20 protein-coding genes are annotated in these 18,560 nt (G+C 35.6%); 17 read left to right on the forward strand and 3 right to left on the reverse strand.

Annotated features, from left to right (window positions below; genetic code table 11):
* Window positions 1–9 precede the first annotated feature (9 nt).
* The 3 genes from A5866_RS13630 to A5866_RS13640 all read left to right on the forward strand — a co-directional run bounded on the left by A5866_RS13630 (window position 10) and on the right by A5866_RS13640 (window position 1,067).
* Window positions 10–225, forward strand: coding sequence for a DUF2273 domain-containing protein (locus tag A5866_RS13630; RefSeq protein ID WP_086281781.1), 216 nt, complete (start codon window positions 10–12; stop codon window positions 223–225).
* A gap of 39 nt (window positions 226–264) precedes the next feature.
* Entirely contained in the window at window positions 265–735 is a 471-nt protein-coding gene (locus tag A5866_RS13635) for an Asp23/Gls24 family envelope stress response protein (RefSeq protein ID WP_086281782.1), read from the forward strand.
* An 83-nt stretch (window positions 736–818) separates the two neighbouring features.
* Entirely contained in the window at window positions 819–1,067 is a 249-nt protein-coding gene (locus A5866_RS13640) for a GlsB/YeaQ/YmgE family stress response membrane protein (RefSeq protein WP_069638886.1), read from the forward strand.
* A 60-nt stretch (window positions 1,068–1,127) separates the two neighbouring features.
* Here the strand turns inward: A5866_RS13640 and A5866_RS13645 are convergent, their stop codons facing one another.
* Both A5866_RS13645 and A5866_RS13650 read right to left on the reverse strand, forming a co-directional pair.
* Window positions 1,128–1,448 (reverse strand): DUF960 domain-containing protein, encoded by a 321-nt coding sequence (locus A5866_RS13645; RefSeq protein ID WP_086445117.1) that lies wholly within the window; start codon window positions 1,446–1,448, stop codon window positions 1,128–1,130.
* A gap of 247 nt (window positions 1,449–1,695) precedes the next feature.
* Window positions 1,696–2,310 carry a 50S ribosomal protein L25/general stress protein Ctc gene (locus A5866_RS13650; protein WP_086445116.1) on the reverse strand — a complete coding sequence of 205 codons (615 nt, stop codon included), beginning with the start codon at window positions 2,308–2,310 and terminating at the stop codon, window positions 1,696–1,698.
* A gap of 699 nt (window positions 2,311–3,009) precedes the next feature.
* Here A5866_RS13650 and A5866_RS13655 point away from each other — a divergent pair.
* Window positions 3,010–3,765, forward strand: coding sequence for a 16S rRNA pseudouridine(516) synthase (locus A5866_RS13655; RefSeq protein WP_086281785.1), 756 nt, complete (start codon window positions 3,010–3,012; stop codon window positions 3,763–3,765).
* Window positions 3,755–4,438 carry a YjjG family noncanonical pyrimidine nucleotidase gene (locus tag A5866_RS13660; RefSeq protein ID WP_086281786.1) on the forward strand — a complete coding sequence of 228 codons (684 nt, stop codon included), beginning with the start codon at window positions 3,755–3,757 and terminating at the stop codon, window positions 4,436–4,438. The genes A5866_RS13655 and A5866_RS13660 overlap by 11 nt, the downstream gene beginning before the upstream one ends.
* 108 nt (window positions 4,439–4,546) lie before the next feature.
* Here the strand turns inward: A5866_RS13660 and A5866_RS13665 are convergent, their stop codons facing one another.
* Complete coding sequence (locus A5866_RS13665; protein WP_086445115.1) at window positions 4,547–4,999, reverse strand: GNAT family N-acetyltransferase; 453 nt, start codon at window positions 4,997–4,999, stop codon at window positions 4,547–4,549.
* A gap of 144 nt (window positions 5,000–5,143) precedes the next feature.
* Here A5866_RS13665 and udk point away from each other — a divergent pair, with 144 nt between their 5' ends.
* From udk to A5866_RS13725, 12 genes are all read left to right on the forward strand, one after another.
* Window positions 5,144–5,770 (forward strand): uridine kinase, encoded by a 627-nt coding sequence (gene udk / locus A5866_RS13670; protein ID WP_086445114.1) that lies wholly within the window; start codon window positions 5,144–5,146, stop codon window positions 5,768–5,770.
* 179 nt (window positions 5,771–5,949) lie between these two features.
* Window positions 5,950–6,618: a response regulator transcription factor gene (locus A5866_RS13675; protein WP_086281789.1), complete on the forward strand. Its 669-nt coding sequence runs from the start codon at window positions 5,950–5,952 to the stop codon at window positions 6,616–6,618.
* The gene (locus A5866_RS13680; RefSeq protein WP_086445113.1) at window positions 6,609–7,700 is read left to right on the forward strand and encodes a sensor histidine kinase; all 1,092 of its coding nucleotides are present in this window, start codon (window positions 6,609–6,611) and stop codon (window positions 7,698–7,700) included. The genes A5866_RS13675 and A5866_RS13680 overlap by 10 nt, the downstream gene beginning before the upstream one ends.
* Before the next feature lie 57 nt (window positions 7,701–7,757).
* Window positions 7,758–9,104, forward strand: a complete 1,347-nt coding sequence (locus A5866_RS13685) for an ABC transporter permease (RefSeq protein ID WP_086445112.1) — start codon at window positions 7,758–7,760, stop codon at window positions 9,102–9,104.
* Window positions 9,104–9,787: an ATP-binding cassette domain-containing protein gene (locus A5866_RS13690; RefSeq protein WP_086445111.1), complete on the forward strand. Its 684-nt coding sequence runs from the start codon at window positions 9,104–9,106 to the stop codon at window positions 9,785–9,787. The genes A5866_RS13685 and A5866_RS13690 overlap by 1 nt, the downstream gene beginning before the upstream one ends.
* Window positions 9,788–9,881: 94 nt before the next feature.
* Window positions 9,882–11,366, forward strand: coding sequence for an ABC transporter permease (locus tag A5866_RS13695; protein WP_086445110.1), 1,485 nt, complete (start codon window positions 9,882–9,884; stop codon window positions 11,364–11,366).
* A gap of 132 nt (window positions 11,367–11,498) precedes the next feature.
* Entirely contained in the window at window positions 11,499–12,173 is a 675-nt protein-coding gene (locus A5866_RS13700) for an ABC transporter ATP-binding protein (RefSeq protein ID WP_086445109.1), read from the forward strand.
* Window positions 12,166–13,653, forward strand: coding sequence for a PASTA domain-containing protein (locus A5866_RS13705; RefSeq protein ID WP_086445108.1), 1,488 nt, complete (start codon window positions 12,166–12,168; stop codon window positions 13,651–13,653). Before A5866_RS13700 ends, A5866_RS13705 begins: the two co-directional genes overlap by 8 nt.
* Window positions 13,654–14,156: 503 nt before the next feature.
* The gene (locus tag A5866_RS13710) at window positions 14,157–14,498 is read left to right on the forward strand and encodes a type II toxin-antitoxin system PemK/MazF family toxin (RefSeq protein WP_086281796.1); all 342 of its coding nucleotides are present in this window, start codon (window positions 14,157–14,159) and stop codon (window positions 14,496–14,498) included.
* Between the two features lie 273 nt (window positions 14,499–14,771).
* Window positions 14,772–15,740 carry a Gfo/Idh/MocA family protein gene (locus A5866_RS13715; RefSeq protein ID WP_086281797.1) on the forward strand — a complete coding sequence of 323 codons (969 nt, stop codon included), beginning with the start codon at window positions 14,772–14,774 and terminating at the stop codon, window positions 15,738–15,740.
* Window positions 15,741–16,268: 528 nt separating this feature from the next.
* Window positions 16,269–18,146: a BglG family transcription antiterminator gene (locus A5866_RS13720; protein ID WP_086281798.1), complete on the forward strand. Its 1,878-nt coding sequence runs from the start codon at window positions 16,269–16,271 to the stop codon at window positions 18,144–18,146.
* Window positions 18,143–18,481, forward strand: a complete 339-nt coding sequence (locus A5866_RS13725; RefSeq protein ID WP_086281799.1) for a PRD domain-containing protein — start codon at window positions 18,143–18,145, stop codon at window positions 18,479–18,481. Before A5866_RS13720 ends, A5866_RS13725 begins: the two co-directional genes overlap by 4 nt.
* Window positions 18,482–18,560 lie beyond the last annotated feature (79 nt).

An 18,560-nucleotide genomic window follows, 5' to 3' on the forward strand; every position in this document is an offset into this window, starting at 1 on the left:
GGAACTAGCTTGAAAAAACTAAAGACATTAGCTCCTTATCGAAACCAGATTCTTTTTACAAGTTTGTTTATCGTTGTAGCGATTCTTTTGATGACGATTGGTTTTTGGAAAACTGTTTTACTCATTCTATTTCCTTGCATTGGTTATTTTATTGGAACGATGCAAGATGAAAAACGTTCTATCTCTTCAATTTTAGCGTCCATACAGGCTTTTTTTGAAAGATGAAAATAAATTGAAACAAATCACAGAAAGGTTGAGAAGAAAATGGATAACAAAGCAAATGTGAACACAACTGAAGGAACAAATGCAACAGGAATCAAAACGAAACTAACATTTGACGATCAAGTCGTGAAAAAAATTGCTGGTATCGCCGTATCGGAAATTCCTGGTATTTTAGGATTGAGCGGAAATGCCATTACTAACTTGACCGAAAAATTTACGAATGGCAATAATCCGACGAAAGGCATCAGTGCCGAAGTGGGGACGAAGCAAGTGGCGATTGATTTGGATGTCATTGGCGAATATGGTAAAAATATTGCCCAAGTATTTGACACTGCTACGAAAAAAGTTGCAGAAGAAGTTAAAAATATGACAGGGTTAGATGTGATTGAATTCAATATGAATGTTGATGATATCATGACGAAAGATCAATATGCTGAGAAGTTTGAAAATAAGAAAAAAGAAGATAGTGAGTCTGAAAAAACAAACGAAAATAGTACGCGTACGTTAGAATAAGTAATCTATTATTTTAATGTTGAAAAGTACAAGGTGCTGCGAAGCGGAACGTTGTTACTTATATATTAAGGAGGAAAATTATTATGTTAAGTTTTATTTGGTCATTAATCGTAGGTGGTGTGCTAGGTGCGATTGCCGGAGCGATTTTAGGGAGAGATGTGCCAGGTGGTGTAATCGGCAATATTATTGTCGGTTTTATCGGAAGCTGGGTCGGTACAATGTTGCTAGGTAATTTTGGTCCGATCATTGGAGGATTTCCAATTATATCAGCTTTGATCGGTGCTGTAATTTGTATTGCGATTTATTCATTTATTGCGAAACGAATGGCATAATCATAAAAATAAAAACAATACCAGACAGTTTAATAAACTGTCTGGTATTGTTTTTTATCGTTATTCCAACATTTCTGCTGGCAGTAAAATCGTTTCTTTGTTTCCATCATCAAAGGCAAAAACTTGAGATGGATATTCTTCATAGTAAGGAAAAGGCAAATCAACAGCCATTTGGACATCACTGATTTCTTGTGAAAAATGAATCGTTACTTTTCCGCCATTATCAATCAAATCAAAATATAACATGTTCGTCAGAGGAATGACTCCTTTTAAATCCAAATCAATAATCAGCCAGATACTGTCAATCAAAGCACCTGGTAACCTTTCAACCACACCAAGAGAAGCATAACGACTACGTTTATTATCAAAACTTTCAACCATTTATTTGACCCCCTTTAGCTATCTAATATCCATAGTATACCTTATTTAGTCAAAACTGGCTTCTGTCATGTTTGATGAAAAAATCAAGTAGAATGCTTGATAAATGAAAGAAAAGAGGGTAGGACATAACTCTATGAGTCATATCCTATCCTCAAGGAATCTGAATAAACGGTGGGTACAGAAGCAACTCCTTCGGAATTAAACACTTCTGACCCAACCTCTTTAAAAGTATAGTTAATGAAGCTAATTATTCTGGTTTTTCACCGATCACTGTTGGTTCAGCGGCAGCTTCAGAAGTTTCTTCTTCAGTTGCAGATTTTGCTTCAACAACCGCTGCGATTTGTTCTTCGCCATCCGTTATAATGTCGTAATCTTTATTAACTGGTAAATCAGCAACTGTGATTGCATCACCAATAGCAAGTTTTGTAATGTCTACTTCAACACGTTCTGGTAATTTATCAGGTGTCGCTGAAACTAAAACATTATATAAGTTTTGTGCTAGCTCACCACCAGCTTTTACACCTTCAGATTCGCCAACAAGAACGATCTCAGCTTCAACTTCTGTTGTTTCTTTCATGTTTACAGCTAGAAATTCAATATGTTTCATTTGACTTGTGAAAGTGTCCAATTGTACTTTAAACACTAACGTATTGATTTTTTTACCACCAATCGTCATTGTGATTACGGCATTGGCACCATTATCTCGTAAAATTTTTGTTAATTCTTTTTGATCAACTGAAACAGGTGTGCTTTCGATATCGTACCCATAAACGACTGCAGGAACTTGACCAGAGTGACGTAGTTGATTTCTTAGGGAACGTGGACGGACAGCTCTTTCTTTAACTTCTAATGATACTGACATAACCAAAATCCTCCTTAAATTTAAAGCGGAACAAATCGCTTGATCCTGTAGAAAATTAGGAAATGGACATTGAAACGTTTTTTGTCTCATTGCAATTTATCTATTTTCCTAAGGATTGATTTGAGCAGCTTGATGTGATTTATTGCTGAACGAGCTCGTTTAGTCTCGACAGAAAAATAGGTAAATATGTTTGTGACGCTTTTTGTCATAGGCATATTTTATCTTTTTTCCGAAAGGCTAGCTCGTGAAGCTAAATAAATCAAAATGAATTTGTATTTGGTTATCTGCAAAAGGCAAAATGATGGAAAATAGGAGTCTTACTTGTTGCTGTGAATCCATGTAAAGTCAATTACTTAGCTAAGCATTCCTGTCCAAATAAAAATTGAACAAAGAGCCTTTACAAAATGCACTGCAAAAACAAAAAATCCCGAATAATTGTGCACAATTATCCAGGGGAAAATTCCTATAATACGTTATTCTCTCCCAGGTCATTACGCTGTTTTTGAGAAACCTTATTCACTTTCTATAGCAACCATAACGCGAATCCAAAGTTAAGTCAAGGGAAGTGAGGAATAGAAGGAAGTCTTTTAAACATTACTTAAAGTTTATTTTGTTAAAATACGTGTCGTTTTTGAATCCTGTTTTCTTTTCATTCTCCAAAGTTTATACTAAACTATTAGTTGAAATGAGGAAAAATAGATGCGTTTAGATAAATTATTGGAACTAGAAAAAATTGGTTCTAGAAGAAAAGTCAAAGCACTGATTCGCAGTAAACAAGTCACAGTGGATGGACAGATCATACTAGATGAAAGCCAAAACGTAGATGCCGAGCTGCAAAATATTTATGTTGGTAATAAAAAAATCAAGCGAAGCGCTCATGTTTATTATATGTTGAATAAGCCTCAAGGTGTTGTGACTGCAGTCAAGGATGCACACCATCAAACAGTCATTGAGCTACTGGATGTAAAGGATCAAAGAGCAGGAATCTATCCGATTGGGAGGTTGGATCGCGATACAGAAGGGCTGTTGTTGCTTACTGATAATGGTCAGTTGGGTTATCAATTGCTACTCCCGCACAAAAAAGTAACGAAACGCTATGAGGTTGTGGTGAATGAACGATTGACTGAAGCTGACTGTGAAACCTTTGCGGACGGAATCATTTTTTCAGATGGTAAAAAATGTAAGCCAGCAGAACTGACGATTTTATCTTCAGAAACAAAGAAAAGTCGTGCATACTTAGATATTACGGAAGGCAAATTTCATCAGGTGAAAAAAATGTTTTTATCTGTTGGAAAAAAAGTAGTTTATTTAAAACGTTTATCCATGGGACCGATCCAATTAGATCCTACCCTTAGTTTAGGCGAGTATCGTTCGTTGAACCAAGAGGAATTAAAGACGCTACTACCTTATTTTACGATTCATAAAAAAGAAAAGAGAGTGGACTATGAAATTTAAAACCTTATTATTTGATGTTGATGATACATTGCTAGATTTTCAATTAACAGAAAAAAAAGCATTACAGGCACTTTTTGAAGAAGAAGATATAACGTTGACGGATGAAATAGAAGCAACTTATAAAAAAATCAATAGTCAATTATGGCGTGAATTTGAGCAAGGAAAAACAGATAAAAAGACAGTTACTGATACTCGTTTTAGTTTGTTGTTTGCGCAGCTGGATAAAAAGGTAGATGGGAAAAAAATGGGAGAACAATATCGTGAACATTTAAGTCAAGGTCACGATTTGCTTGGAAATAGTAAAGCGATTATTGAACGCCTTAAACCTGATTATGACTTATATATTGTGACAAACGGTGTAGCAAAGACGCAGTATCAACGGCTAAAAGATTCAAGTATGACTGAATTTTTTAACGATATTTTTGTTTCAGAAGAAGTAGGTTATCAAAAACCGATGAAAGAATATTTTGATTATGTGTTTGAACGAATTCCTGATTTTGAACATGAAAAAACAATGATCATTGGCGATTCCTTGGCTTCAGATATTCAAGGGGGGAATTTAGCTAAAATTCAAACATTATGGTTAAATCCATCAAAACAACCAGCACATTCAGAGATTCAGCCAACGTATGAAATTAGTCGTTTGGATGAGATTTTTGATGTATTAGAATAATAACAAAAGAGAACAAACGCTTTGTGAAGACTGAACCGACCCAAAAAATTAGATTTTTGGTCTAACTTTTTGGAGTCACTAAAAAGACGTTTGCTCTCTTTTTTTAGGTTATACATCAATACTTAAACGAACCATATCTTTTAAAATCAGCTTATTTTCTACGATTTCTTCTTCATAGTGACGAAGAAAGAAGTCTCGATCAATACTAGTCATCCGGAAGCCACATTTTTGATACAGATATAATTGACCAAAACTAGTGCTACCCGTGCCGATTTCTACTGTTTTGTACTGGCCATTTTGAGCATAACTCAGTGCAAATTGTAGCAATTCCTCGCTGATTCCTTGACCTTGATATGGTTTAGCTACAGCAATATTGACGATTTCCAAGGTTTCTGGCCTAGTAGGAAGCAAAGCTAAAATACCTGCTTCGGTATCGTCAAACACAGCTTCAAAACAAACGCTACGTTTGACGTAGTTTTCAACTAAAAGTTTGTCTGGATCGGCTAATAATAATAGGTCGTAGTGGGCAGCTTGAAGTTCTCGGATTTCTCTAATTATCATCGGATCGTTCCTTTCTAATAAATTGATTGAATAAATGAACAGTTTTTTTAATTAAATAGATAAAATTGTAGCTTTCTTGCTCGTTTCTATTATAATAGAAAAAGGTTATTATGACTATTACACATAAGAGAGAGGTTTCGTTGAATGAAAAATACTCAACCAATCGTGATTGGTGTTACTGGCGGTTCCGGCAGTGGAAAAACCAGTGTTAGTCGGGCGATTTTCAATCATTTCCCCAATCATTCGATCATGATGTTGGAACAAGATTCTTATTATAAAGATCAAAGCCATCTGAGTTTTGAAGAAAGACTGGCCACGAATTATGATCATCCGTTTGCTTTTGATACAGACCTGTTGATCGAACATTTACAGCAGTTGATAAACTATCAGACGATTGAAAAACCAGTGTATGATTATGTTGCCCATACAAGAAGTTCGGATATCATTATTCAAGAACCAAAAGAAGTAATTATTTTAGAAGGTATTTTAATTTTGGAAGATAGCCGTTTAAGAGAATTAATGGATATTAAATTGTATGTAGATACTGATGATGATATTCGGATCATCCGTAGAATCAAACGTGATATGGAAGAGCGTGGTAGAACATTAGACTCTGTTATTGAACAGTATCTGACTGTGGTAAAACCAATGTACCATCAGTTTATTGAGTCTACGAAGCGTTATGCAGATGTGATCGTTCCAGAAGGTGGCGAAAATCATGTAGCGATTGATTTGATCACGACAAAAGTCGCTAGTATTTTACACGAATGATCAATAAAGATAGGTAAAAAAATCCAGCAACTGTATTTGAAATTCCCAAATACAATTGATGGATTTTTGTTATTTTATTTTCGCGCTCAAAAATGAAGCATAGACAAATCATTCTTGGGTGTAGTATCTTATGAGATACCTATTGAGCCGTGTCGGCTATTTGGAAAGGAACGTGACAGATGAGAATATTAATTATTGAAGACAATCGAGAGTTGGCATTATCTGTACAAAAAGGCTTAGAACGAGAAAAGTTCGTAGTAGACTTAGCTTTTTCTGGTTTGGCTGGAGAAGAAAAAGCTTATGTAAATACATATGATGCTATTTTATTAGATTTAAATTTACCTGATAAAGATGGTTTATCGATTTTAAACTTTTTAAGGAATTCCAATATAGATAGCCCGATTATCATTATCACAGCGAGAGATGAAATTGAAGAGCGGGCGAAGGGACTTGATTTTGGAGCGGATGATTATTTAGTGAAACCTTTTGAATTATTAGAATTAGTTGCCCGCATTCGTGCGGTTATTCGGCGTTTTCATGGGCGCTCCTCGCCACATATCAAGATTGGGCAATTAACGATTGATCCAGTCAAGCGTTTTGTCAGCTATAGCGGTAAGGAAGTTATTTTAAAGCCTAAAGAATTTGATATTTTATTGTGTATCGCTCAAAGCTATCCTGCTGTAGTTTCAACAGAAGAGATTGCGGAGCATGTCTATGACGAAAACTTTGATCCATTTTCTTCTGTTTTACGAGTACACTTGGCTCGCTTAAAAAAACAGCTAGCTCAGGTTTCAGACAAAGAACTACTTAAAACAATTCGAGCGAAAGGATATCAATTATGCGAGTAAATTTGAAAATCAGTTTGACTGTATTGACGTTTGCCTTTTTTGTCATTTTGATTATTAGCGGTGGTTTTTTTGCAATAAAAAGTAACTGGAGTTCTATGAATATTGGTCAATCGCTTGGTTCTGCTGTCTATGTCATCAATGATTCAACGGAAATGACGGCCCAACCAGCTACTACATTAGAAGTTAGGGCTGATGAGATGGTCAGCACCAAAGCGCTGGATGATATTTATTTAAATAGCCTCTTAAAGTATTTACCAATGATCATCTTGGTCGTATGTTCTGCTTTGTTAGTCTTGACCATGACATTATGGTATGTGCTGCGGCGCATTTACACGAAGCAAATGGTGACGATTATCCATGATCTGCAGTTTTTAGAAAAATTCTCAGAAAAAGAAGTGGAAGATCAAGCAGTTGCTAAAGCGTTTAAACAGCTTAAAGGTAAATTTGATGGGCATTTGAATGATTATAAACGCTTAAGCAGCTATCTAACACATGAGCAAAAAAATGCGATCGCAATTTTAAGAGCTAATCTAGAATTAGAGCAAAACGAAACCGCTAATCTGCATATTTTGGACCGTCTGACGGATAGCATCGATGATATTTTAACCTTGTCAAATAGTACAGACGAAGCGATGAGTGAACAAGTAGATGTCTCATTGATTTGTGCGGAAGTGTGTGATACCTATCGTAAAAGTTACCCAGAGCTTTCATTTTCTTTTGACGAAGTTGGTTCAACCTTTATTTTAGGAAAGAATCGCTGGATTTATCGCGCAGTGTCAAATTTAGTCGATAATGCCATTAAATACGGTGAACAAAAACCAATAACTGTTTCTGTCAATAATCGTAAAGGGAGTATTATCGTTGAGATCAAAGATCAGGGAAAAGGAATTGATCCCAATGTGCATGCGACTATTTTTGATCATAACTATCGAATCAATGGACTAAAACAAGATGGTTACGGAATCGGTTTATCCGTAGTTTCCCATGTATGTGATTTATGTCAGGGCTTTGTGTATGTAGAAAGCAAGAAGAATTTGGGGTCGACTTTTTATCTGTCATTTCCCCAAGTTGCTGAAAGTTAACATTCAGTTAACAATTGGTTTGGTATGGTAGGAACAAGAAAGGAGGAGAGCAAGAACATGTTCGTCTTGAAACATGCTTTCTTAAATCTTAGAAGACATAGTTGGAAATGTTTAGTTGTCTGTATTTTTTTATTTCTGTTGATTTTAGGCATCATCGTTACTGAAACTATTTATACTTCAGCCAAACGCTTTACAAGTGACTACAGCCAACAATTTTCCACTGTCGCAACGGTTATAGAACCAGATTTAAGTAATTCAACGCATGAAAAAAAACTAACAAAAGAACAGTATCTCAAATTTGGAGAGTCTAAATATGTCAATAGTGTAAAAATGATGGCTAGTATTCCGATTTCATTCAATACGTTAAAACCAATCGAAATACCAAGTCCTATTCAGTTTCAGAAATTAGAGGGAAATGAGCTGGAAAAGAGTTTCTATCAAGTCAGCGCAAATTGGTTTGGTGTAGGTCCACAAGATTTGGTTAAAGAGCTTGCTGAAAGTGGCATGGAAATCAGTACGGGAAATTCAACGTTAAAGATGAATGAGTGCGTGGTCAGCAGTGAGTTCGCTCAGCTAAATGAACTGAAAATAGGGGATTCGATTCAAGTAACGGTAACAGGAAATGAAAAACTGGAGCCTCAAACGTTGAGTATTGCCGGAATATATCAACCTAAAAAAACAGCCAAAATAGTTGGAACTAGTGAATTTATGGTGATTCAAAGCAATGATATTTTTACAAATTGGGAAACGATCCATGCTGTGGAAAATTTCGACCAGGTTGGCTATAACAATGTGTCATATGAATTGAAAAACCAGAACGATTTTGATCGTTTTCTAAAGGAAATGGAAACAAAGGGGTTACCTAGTGAGTACCAAGTCATGACGAACGAAGCTAATCTTAAAATGCTTTTAAGTCCAGTTAATGGAGTAGGAACACTTGCTGGGACTATTTTGCTAGGGATTTTTATTTTTGGCAATTTTGGATTGGCATTGTTTTCACTGCGACAATTTAGGCAAAGACAGGCGGAGATTTGTGTATTGCGTAATCTAGGCATTACTAAGAAACAATTGATCAAAAGTCGGCTACTTGAATTACTTGTCGTGACAGGATTTAGTTTTGGCATAGCCCTACTAGTGACAAACTGGATCGTACAACCGATCGCTGATTGGCAATTATTAAATCAGAAAATGTGGATGGGAAATGTTGACCAGTTATTCAGCAACATGCCTAATGGGAAAACTGAAACTATAAAATCAATTCCGATGATGCTCAACAAGAGTTCCTTTTTCAACACATTGGGAATCACCAGCCTATTTTTAATGACAATTACAGCCATTGATAGTTATCAGCTTTTCAAATTTGAACCACTTGAATTTTTGTTAGAAAGGAACGTAGACGAGTGATGATTCTCTCTCTTAAAAATATAGTATATACGCATAAAAAGAACAACGTGACTGTGTTGGACGATGTAACCATCGATTTTTCGTTGGGGCAGGTCTATGGTGTTTTAGGGAAAAGTGGTGCGGGTAAAACGACGTTACTGGCACTGCTTGCCGGACTGGATCAGGTCAGTTCGGGTGACATTCTTTTTAAAAATCATAATCTAAATGCAATTAATCGAGACCATTATCGTCAACAAGAGCTAGGGGCCATCTTTCAACAGTACAATGTTCTCTCTAATGAAACAGCTTTGACGATGCTTAAATTGTGTGCACTCAATTCGACTGTGCAAGGAAAAGGTGATCCCTATTTTTATGAAGCTTTAAAAAAAGTTGGGATCAATGAGAAATTGGCCAAGCAGAAAATAAAAAAATTATCTGTTGCCAATCAGCAAAGAGTCTATTTGGCCCAAGCGGTGATCAAGGATCCTAAGATTGTTTTGATCGATGAACCGATTGAGTCATTAAGTGAACTTTCGCTAGAGATGGTCATGGAGTACATACGTATATACGCAAAAAATGAAAACAAGTGTGTCATCATCAGTTCACGATCAAAAGCGATCGCAGAGCATGTTGATGAGTTATGGGGATTGAATGGTGGGAAACTATCATTTATCAAAGACAATGTAGAACAAAAAACGTTTTAAAGGATATCGAAGGTTGTTGTTGATTCGACTGAATAGTGTAATGATATCTGACTAAGCCGTTTCTTCATTGTTTTTAAGTAGGAAGGAAGACTATATGAACTATTGGAATCGAGCATTATGCAGTGTTACAAGAAGAAAAGGAAAATCAATTATTTTATTTGCAGTTATTTTTATATTAGGCAATGTGATTGCAGGATCGATCGCGATACAGCAATCAACCGCAAATGTCGAAAAGAAAATTAAACATGACCTAGGTGCAACGGTCAGTGTTGAGTTAGATTATCAAAAAATGATGGATGAAGGTCAGTCATTTTCACCAGATGCCTTAAAAGTCGAGGACATCAAAAAATTAGGTGATTCGACGTATGTTAAAGAATTTGACTATAATGTAAAAACCAATCTTTTTGTGAAAAAAATCAAAACGTATGAAATGGAAAATGCTTCGACAATGAGTAACATGCCAAAAACCTTGAGTCTTAAAGGGAATAATTTACTCGAACCCTTGGACTTTAAGGATAAAAAAGTGAAATTAGTCGAGGGGCGAACGTTTAAACAAGATGAGATCAACAGTGGTAAAGATGTTGCAATCATTTCAAAGAAAGTTGCCGAAGCAAATGGATTTAATGTTGGCGACAAAGTTGTTTTAGATAGTTCTGTGATGGACTTTAAGCAAGATGGATCAATGGAAGAACTGGCTAGTCAAGACCATCCTGTTGAAATCATTGGGATATTTGAACCTACAAGTGTTGAGAAGAAAAAGTCAGATGGCAAAGATCAAAAGGGCTTCGAAGCACAATTTATGGAAACAGAGCAGTTTAATACGGTTTATATGCCAAACGATGCTGTGATGACTATTAATAAAGTCGAATTTGAAAAAGGGAAAGCATTAGTGCCTGATCGCTATAAAAAGGCCGATGGCACAGAGGCAAGCGAAGAAGATATGAATCAAATTACCCCTATCTATGTGCTTAAATCGCCAGAAGATGTGGAGGCCTTTAAAGAAGAAGCGAAATCTTCGATTCCAGAGGGGTATAAATTGACCGCATCGACCGATCAGTATGATCAAGTTGGCGGTACGTTTAAAAAAATGTCGCAAATTTCTGGTTATGTAGTTCTTTTAGCGATTGGCGCAACCTTATTGATTATTTCATTAGTCGTTATTCTCTTCTTGCGTGACCGTAAGCATGAATTGGGCATTTACTTATCGCTAGGTGAAACAAGGACAAAAGTGATGCAGCAGATTCTAATCGAATTATTGTTGATCAGTCTAGTAGCGATGTGCTTATCGTTGATCACTGGAAATCTGCTTGGAAAAATGGTTTCAGAATCGTTGATTGCGAGTGATGCCTTTGCTCAAGCAGGAGACGCCGCAAATAGTGGTGGTACCATGATGATAGGAGGGACCGGAGCGAGTATGCCGACTTTAACAACGGAAGATGTTTCCAGCGCATATGAAGTGAAATTTTCAATCAGCTATATCCTGACATTCTTGATTGCAGGATTAAGTACGGTTCTATTATCTGCGGTTTTACCTTTAACCTATGTTTTGCGGTTGAATCCAAAGAAAATCATGATGTAGCGACATCATAAGTCAGCATCTCGGAAAAATGATAAAACATCAATGTGACAAGAAACGTCATATTCATATTTTCCTATTTTTGGTCGATGCTAAACGGGATTATTCAGCTTTTAAAACGAGGAGGAAACGAATATGACAATTTTACAAACAAAGAATGTGAGCTATTTTTATCAAGACGGAGATAAACGTCGCATGATTTTACAAGATACATCGATAAATTTTGAACAAGGACAATTCTATACGATTTTAGGACATTCTGGTTCTGGTAAAACAACCTTCTTGTCATTGATCAGTGCCTTGGATGAACCTAAATCTGGGGAAGTTCTTTATAAAGGGCAAAATATTAAATCGATCGGATTAGAGAAATACCGCCGAGACGATATTAGTATTATTTTCCAAAGTTATAATTTAGTTCCTTATTTAACTGCTCTAGAAAATGTGCTAGTAGCAATGTCGATCACAGATAATGACATGCCAAAAGATAATCGCGAAGTAGCCTATAACTTATTAGATTATATTGGGATCAATAAAGCAAAGGCAGATCGTTTGGTCGGTCAGTTATCAGGTGGTGAGCAGCAGCGGGTAGCGATTGCCAGAGCTTTGGCAACAAACGTTGATATCATTCTTGCAGATGAACCAACCGGAAATTTAGATGAAGGGATGGAGCAAGAAATTGTTGATATCTTTAAAGATTTAGCCGAGACACATAACAAATGTGTAGTCGTTGTAACACACTCAAATGAAATAGCAAAGCAATCAGATAAAACCTATTTTTTAAAGCAAGGTGAGTTGATGCTGAATGAGTGATTTTTTATCTAATTTCAATAAATCGAATTATGATAATACCAAAGAGAAAAAATTACAAGATGGCTCTGATAAAAAAGAACAAACCAAACAGGAATCAGAAAGATCATCATCGAACGAACGAATTAGCGAAAAGAAAGATCCTGTTCAAGAGCCCATCGGACCAGTTAATGTAACGGAGCCGAAAAAGGATCAGGATAAAATAGAGCAAGAACCAATGACACAAACAAGGAGTAGTCAGCCAGATGATGGAACCGAAATAGACCCAACTTACCATAAGAGAAGAAAACAAAAATTTAGATTGATTGGTATTGGGACCTTTGTAGCACTTTGTCTCCTGTATTTTGGCTACTATCAAATGACCCACGTAAAACTACCAGATTTTACTGGTAAAGATCTATCTGAAGCACGAGCATGGGCAACTGAAAATAAACTAAAATTAAAAGTGGATCAAAAGTATAATAACAAGATAGAGACCAATAAAGTCATTTCACAAAAGCCAAAAAAAGAGAGCAAAATTAAAAAAGGTTCCGAATTAATAGTAGAATCAAGTTTAGGGGCTGACCCAGAAGAAAAATTGACATTGCCAGATTTTATGACAATGAAAAAATCAGATGCGGAAAAATGGATCAAAGAAAATAAAGCAGAGAATATTTCTTTGATCGATGAATACAACGAGACGTTAGAAAAAGGCAAGCCAGCTCGATTTGAAATCGTTAATAAAGAGGTCACAAAAGAGAATTACAAACGCAAAGACAAAGCGAATATGTATTATTCTAAAGGAAAAGAGACCTTTGAAAAAAATATTTCTGTTCCCGATTTTACTAAAAAAATGAAGACGGAAGTTGAAAGCTGGGCTAAAACAAATGATATAAAAGTAACCTATGAAGAAGCCAGTTCAGCAGAAATTCCAGCAGAAAGCATTATATCTCAAAGTGTTGCCAAAGACCAAAAGGTGGCTAAAAAAGATAGTTTAACGGTGACGGTATCTTTAGGTAAAGGTTACACAGTTCCTAATTTCGCTGACTATACACAAGAAGAAGCTGGAACTGCTGTAGATGGATTAACAGTTCAAGCCAAAAGTGTTTTTACAAATAATGTACCATACGGCCAGTTGATTTCTCAAAGTGTTGAGGCGGGAACTCAATTGACGAGTAAAGATGATTTGAAAGTCAAAGTGTATTATTCTGCTGGTCAACCTTATCTCAAAGATTTGAGAGGAAACACAGTAGAAGGGGATCTACAAAAAAAATTCTATGAAGAATTCCAATCAAAAGGTGCAAATATTCAGTACACAGTCAAATACGTTGATTCAGCAGAACCTAAAGGAACTGTTGTCGGCATGAGTGCATACAATCTATATGTACCGTTAGAGTACACGGTGAATCTAGAAATTAGTTTGGGCAACCTAGCAGGCGGGTCAAATTACTCCCCTAAATCTCCTGAGAAAGGTTCTGAGGAGAAGGACATGTCACAGCCATAATCTAGAAAAAGGAGGCAAGAAAGGAGTTTTCTTGCCTCCTTTTTCTCATTTTTCTAAAAACTATAAAATGAAATTTTGGTGAGAAATAGATTTTTATTGAACCAGAGGTGAAAATTAAGCAGCATAGATAAATGAAAAAAATTATAAAAAAATACTATTTTTGATGGAAACGAAAAAAAATCAAAGTACTTTTTAATAATGATTATTTATCTATTGTTTTCATCTAAATATGGCTAATAAAGTGATTTTAAGTTATGTATGATAATTTTTATGATTTAAATTTCTATTGTTTCTTTATTTAATGGTTTTAGCCCTTATTTATTTAGAGATTATTGTTTTTTTTGAATGAAAGGAAAATGACTATTTTTTCTCATGAAATCCTCTTTTTTGTAGAGTTTATCAAAGTTTTAAGGGATGGGTACAAAATATTGAAAAACTCCTCAATAAAAGCATGATATAATTTACACAAGTGCAGTTTTGTTAGTTAGGGGTGATAAACTATTATGATGCGAAGGGGAGAAATTTTTTATGCTAATCTCTCACCTGTTGTTGGTTCAGAGCAAGGAGGAATTAGACCAGTATTGATTATTCAAAATAATAAGGGGAACTTATTTAGTCCAACGTTGATCGTTGCACCTATCACGCGGAATGTGAATAAGAAAATGCAGCCGACTCAGGTCAAAGTGGATATACCTCATGACGATCGTATGACGCCGTCATTGGTATTACTAGAACAAATCCGAACATTGGATAAGGAACGAATCCTTCACAAAATTTGTCAGCTACAGGAAGAGGATATGGTGAAGGTCAATCAAGCATTGAAAATAAGTATTGGGATTCGTTGAATGGGAGTAGTACATAGATAAAGATATACATAAATATTCGTAGACAATGGATTGAATAAATTAGGGTGTATGGAATGATTAGACAAACGATTCACGAATATGCTTTTTTATCAGATGAATGAGCTATCATTTATTTGTATTTAGGGTGTGAAACAAAAGTGTTTTTTACTTTTGTCTCACACCTGTTTGTTTTTTATGAAGGAATCATCTCAAAGAAACTTTTTGAAATTTTCTTTGTTTATAGCTATAGTATGATCAAAGGAGTCGATCAAGATGAAGGAAATTCACTATGGGATTTTGAGTACCGCTCAAATCGTGCCGCGCTTTGTAGAAGGAATCAAAAAAAGCCGGATGGGGCAAGCAACCGCAATTGCATCAAGAAGCTTGGAAAAAGCAGAAAAGATGGCAACAGAGCTGGCTATCACTAGAGCTTATGGTAGTTATGAAGAATTATGTATGGATAATGAGATAGATGTTGTTTATGTTGCAACCTATAATAAAGGTCATTACGCAGCTGCAAAAATGGCATTGGCACATCACAAGCATGTTTTAGTTGAAAAGCCTTTTACATTACAGACAGATCAAGCGGAAGAATTATTTAAACTGGCAGAAAAAAATGGTTGTTTTTTGATGGAAGCGCAGAAGTCAGTCTTTTTACCAATTAGTTTACAAGTAAAAGAAGCAATCAAAATGAATAAAATTGGAAAGGTTCATTGGCTACAGTCGATTACAGCTTACCCAAATGTTGATCACATTAGTTGGTTTCACTCGCTTGAAGCTGGCGGAGGAACCTTACATGGATCGGGAAGTTACCCAATCCAGTATATGCAATTTCTATTAGACCAGCCAATTAAAGAGACCAGTGGTAGTGTGACGAGACAAAAAGGTGCAACGGATGATCAAGTAAATTTAACGTTGAAGTTTCAAAATCAAACAGTTGCCAATATTTTTATTTCAGTAAAATTAGCTATTCCGAGTAAAATGACGATCTATGGTGAAAAAGGGCGGATAGAAATTCCCTATTTCTGGAAAACGAAGCAAGCAACTATTCATTATGAAGATGGAAGCCAAGAAAAACTGACTGGCGATTTTAAAAGTGAATTTGTTTTTGAAGTTGAACACGTGAACGAATGCTTGCAAAATAATTTGTTGGAGAGTCCAGTAATGACAAGAAAAATGACTTTAGAAACAGTAAACATAGTAGAACAATTATATTCCGGTTGGCTGATAGAAGATGAGTAAGCATAAAGAGGTTGCAAACAAGGGATATCTGTGTTAAAGTAATCCTCATGCGACGAGTTGACTTAATCAGACAGTTTCGACTGTTCCGTTTTGACGGCTAGTGATTAACAAAACAACAGAGGCACATATGTTAAATCATACCTACCGGATGTAGGCGTGTCGGATAAATATTTTTGTGGAGAAGATGTTATCTATTTATTTTTATAAATACTGTGGTAAAAAAGAAGACTTCGGTCTTCTTTTTTGCTTATTAGCGTTATTTTATCTTTTTGAAATAGAATTAGTTTGAGTTGGTGCAAAAAATATTCAATAATGGATAGTTTTTGTTGCACTAAAAAAAAAGTAAGTATCCACGGTTAAAATGCTAAGGAAAAGTAGTATTAAATAACGAATAAGAGAATATAAATAGTCAACTAATAATAGTATACTAATAAAGTTGCACTTGTGTAAGTGCAACTTTTTTGTGTTGTTATGGGATAAAAATCAAGCTATAGTTCAAGTGTAAGGGAAAGAAAGTTGGTGAGTAGGATGTCGCTGCACTTATCAAAACGGGAAATAAAAATTTTGCTACTGCTTTTAGATTTAGAAGACAGCGTGACAACAAAAGAATTGGCAGAAACTTTTCAAGTCAGTGTACGGACAATCAAATATGACTTAGAAAATGTTCGTGATTGGTTCAAAGAACAAAACGTATTGCTACAAACCCGCCGCAACAAAGGAATTTGGTTAGAAATACCTGATTCAGAACGTTTGACTTTGAAAAATGAAATTATCGAAGTTGAGCGATTTGAAACGTATCCGGATCAAGAATTACGTGTCAATCAGTTGATTTTCCGTTTGTTGTTAGCTCAATCAGCTTTGACTTCTCAGGAGTTGGCGGACGAACTGCAGGTGAGTAGAAATACCATCATTAATGATTTGGATCGTGTAGACGAGTTGATTCAACATTATAACCTAAAACTTAATCGTCAAAGTCGCCAAGGATTTTCGATCATTGGTGAAGAAAGCAAGATTCGTTTGCTGATGGAATATATCACGCAAAAGGAAATAACCGAATATGATATTTATCAAATCATGAGTTACTTTGTTCAGTCTGGACAACAGAAAAAAATGCAGGAAGTTCATGTTGGTGTCAATACGATTTTTCAAAAAATCTATCAAGTTTCTCTAAAGGAAATGACAGGACTTTTGGATCCTTCTTTATTCGATCAATTTAACTATGCTGAAATTCTTTCAATCACATTACGAGTGGCGATTGCGGCGTCTAGAATGCAGCTCCATCATACGGTCGGTACTTATAAGATGTTGACGAATCAAAAAATGTTGCAGCAAAAACAAGAGTTGCCGTTTTTATTGATGAAAAAAGTTTTCAATCATTATGAATTACCGCTTTTAGCAGATGAATATTTCTATATTTATAGCGATGTCTTTGTAGCGAATAATCAGCAGGACATCGTAAGGCTGACGGAAGAGTTGATCAAGGATGTCTCAGAAGAAATCAAATTTCCCTTTTATCGAGATCGGCAATTATTTACAAATCTTTTTGCTCATTTGTCCTTACGACTGACCAAGAAACACCTCTTTATAAATGAGTACAATCCGTTTGTTGATGATATCAAGGCAAAGTATCCACAATTATTTTCAGCGATCCAGCTGGCTAGTCAAAGTAGTATTGTCGGATCAGCATTGTTGATTAATGATTCATTTATCGCCTATATTGCGTTGCACTTTTTGGTGGCTTACGAGAAAAATCTTCATGAAGTCAATGTTGTCCGAATTGTCTATGTTTGTTCCACAGGTTTAGGGGTAACGAGTTTGATCGAGCAAAAAATTTTAGAAGAAGTTTCAAATGTTGAGATTGCTGGGTTTGCTTCTGTCTTAAATGCAGTTGATGTAATAGAAGAAAAAAATCCCGACTTAGTTTTGAGTATTTTTCCAATAGAAATCGTGAATCGTCCGTTTATCAAAGTGAATCCGCTACCGACACAAGCGGATCTTCATACCGTTCAAGAAGAGGTCAATAAAATTCTGACGCACACGAAATCAGGAAAAGTACCACGCTTGATTCCTCGGCAACAGGTCAAAGAAAAACAAGGAATTGAGGCGGAAAGTCGAGATATTCTTGTACGAGCCTATGTGATTTATGAAGAACTGCTCAAGGCGTTTGCAGAGAAATTGACTCAAGAATATAAGGAAGCATTTTTACTACACGTGATGTTGATGGTCCACCGAATTACGTTTGATAGTCAATATGAAAATGAGGGCAATATCGTGAAAGAAACATTATTAGCTCAACAAGAACTGGTAGAGCAGATAGAACGGATTTTTGCTAAGAATGATTTGATGGTTAATCAAGCAGAAATTACTGCTTTATTGAATTATATAAGAGAGGAGGAGCACGTGTGAAGTTAACTGACGATGCTCAAAAAATCATTGATGAAAGTCCGAATAAAGTTGAGTTAGAAGCAGCACTTGAACAAATCAACGAGTTATTAGAAGAACAAGTAATTCAACCGACTGAATTACAATGGACGATTTTGATCAATCACGTCAATGAAATGATCAAACGGTCGATTGCAGGAGAAAAAATGTCTGGGGTCGATCCACAAATGTTTGAAGAAGTATCTAAAGAGGCACTAATGATTTCAAATAAAGTTGTTCAACACATCGGTAATTTACCGCAAGATGAAATGTACGTATTATCCATTCATTTTGAAGCAGCTAGACAAAATGAAGCATAAGAAAGACTAGCTATTATTAGAGTAAAAAAACTATCTAGCTTTGCAGGCTAGCCTGTTCAGCTTTTAAAAATTGGAGGAA

This window comes from Enterococcus sp. 12C11_DIV0727 (assembly GCF_002148425.2).
GTDB classification, from domain to species: domain Bacteria; phylum Bacillota; class Bacilli; order Lactobacillales; family Enterococcaceae; genus Enterococcus_L; species Enterococcus_L lemimoniae.

Coding starts and splice junctions, on each gene's coding strand:
- A5866_RS13635 (WP_086281782.1), top strand. CDS start 265: ATGGATAACAAAGCAAATGTGAACACAACTGAAGGAACAAATGCAACA.
- A5866_RS13640 (WP_069638886.1), top strand. CDS start 819: ATGTTAAGTTTTATTTGGTCATTAATCGTAGGTGGTGTGCTAGGTGCG.
- A5866_RS13645 (WP_086445117.1), bottom strand. CDS start 1,448: ATGGTTGAAAGTTTTGATAATAAACGTAGTCGTTATGCTTCTCTTGGT.
- A5866_RS13650 (WP_086445116.1), bottom strand. CDS start 2,310: ATGTCAGTATCATTAGAAGTTAAAGAAAGAGCTGTCCGTCCACGTTCC.
- A5866_RS13655 (WP_086281785.1), top strand. CDS start 3,010: ATGCGTTTAGATAAATTATTGGAACTAGAAAAAATTGGTTCTAGAAGA.
- A5866_RS13660 (WP_086281786.1), top strand. CDS start 3,755: ATGAAATTTAAAACCTTATTATTTGATGTTGATGATACATTGCTAGAT.
- A5866_RS13665 (WP_086445115.1), bottom strand. CDS start 4,999: ATGATAATTAGAGAAATCCGAGAACTTCAAGCTGCCCACTACGACCTA.
- udk (WP_086445114.1), top strand. CDS start 5,144: ATGAAAAATACTCAACCAATCGTGATTGGTGTTACTGGCGGTTCCGGC.
- A5866_RS13675 (WP_086281789.1), top strand. CDS start 5,950: ATGAGAATATTAATTATTGAAGACAATCGAGAGTTGGCATTATCTGTA.
- A5866_RS13680 (WP_086445113.1), top strand. CDS start 6,609: ATGCGAGTAAATTTGAAAATCAGTTTGACTGTATTGACGTTTGCCTTT.
- A5866_RS13685 (WP_086445112.1), top strand. CDS start 7,758: ATGTTCGTCTTGAAACATGCTTTCTTAAATCTTAGAAGACATAGTTGG.
- A5866_RS13690 (WP_086445111.1), top strand. CDS start 9,104: ATGATTCTCTCTCTTAAAAATATAGTATATACGCATAAAAAGAACAAC.
- A5866_RS13695 (WP_086445110.1), top strand. CDS start 9,882: ATGAACTATTGGAATCGAGCATTATGCAGTGTTACAAGAAGAAAAGGA.
- A5866_RS13700 (WP_086445109.1), top strand. CDS start 11,499: ATGACAATTTTACAAACAAAGAATGTGAGCTATTTTTATCAAGACGGA.
- A5866_RS13705 (WP_086445108.1), top strand. CDS start 12,166: ATGAGTGATTTTTTATCTAATTTCAATAAATCGAATTATGATAATACC.
- A5866_RS13710 (WP_086281796.1), top strand. CDS start 14,157: ATGATGCGAAGGGGAGAAATTTTTTATGCTAATCTCTCACCTGTTGTT.
- A5866_RS13715 (WP_086281797.1), top strand. CDS start 14,772: ATGAAGGAAATTCACTATGGGATTTTGAGTACCGCTCAAATCGTGCCG.
- A5866_RS13720 (WP_086281798.1), top strand. CDS start 16,269: ATGTCGCTGCACTTATCAAAACGGGAAATAAAAATTTTGCTACTGCTT.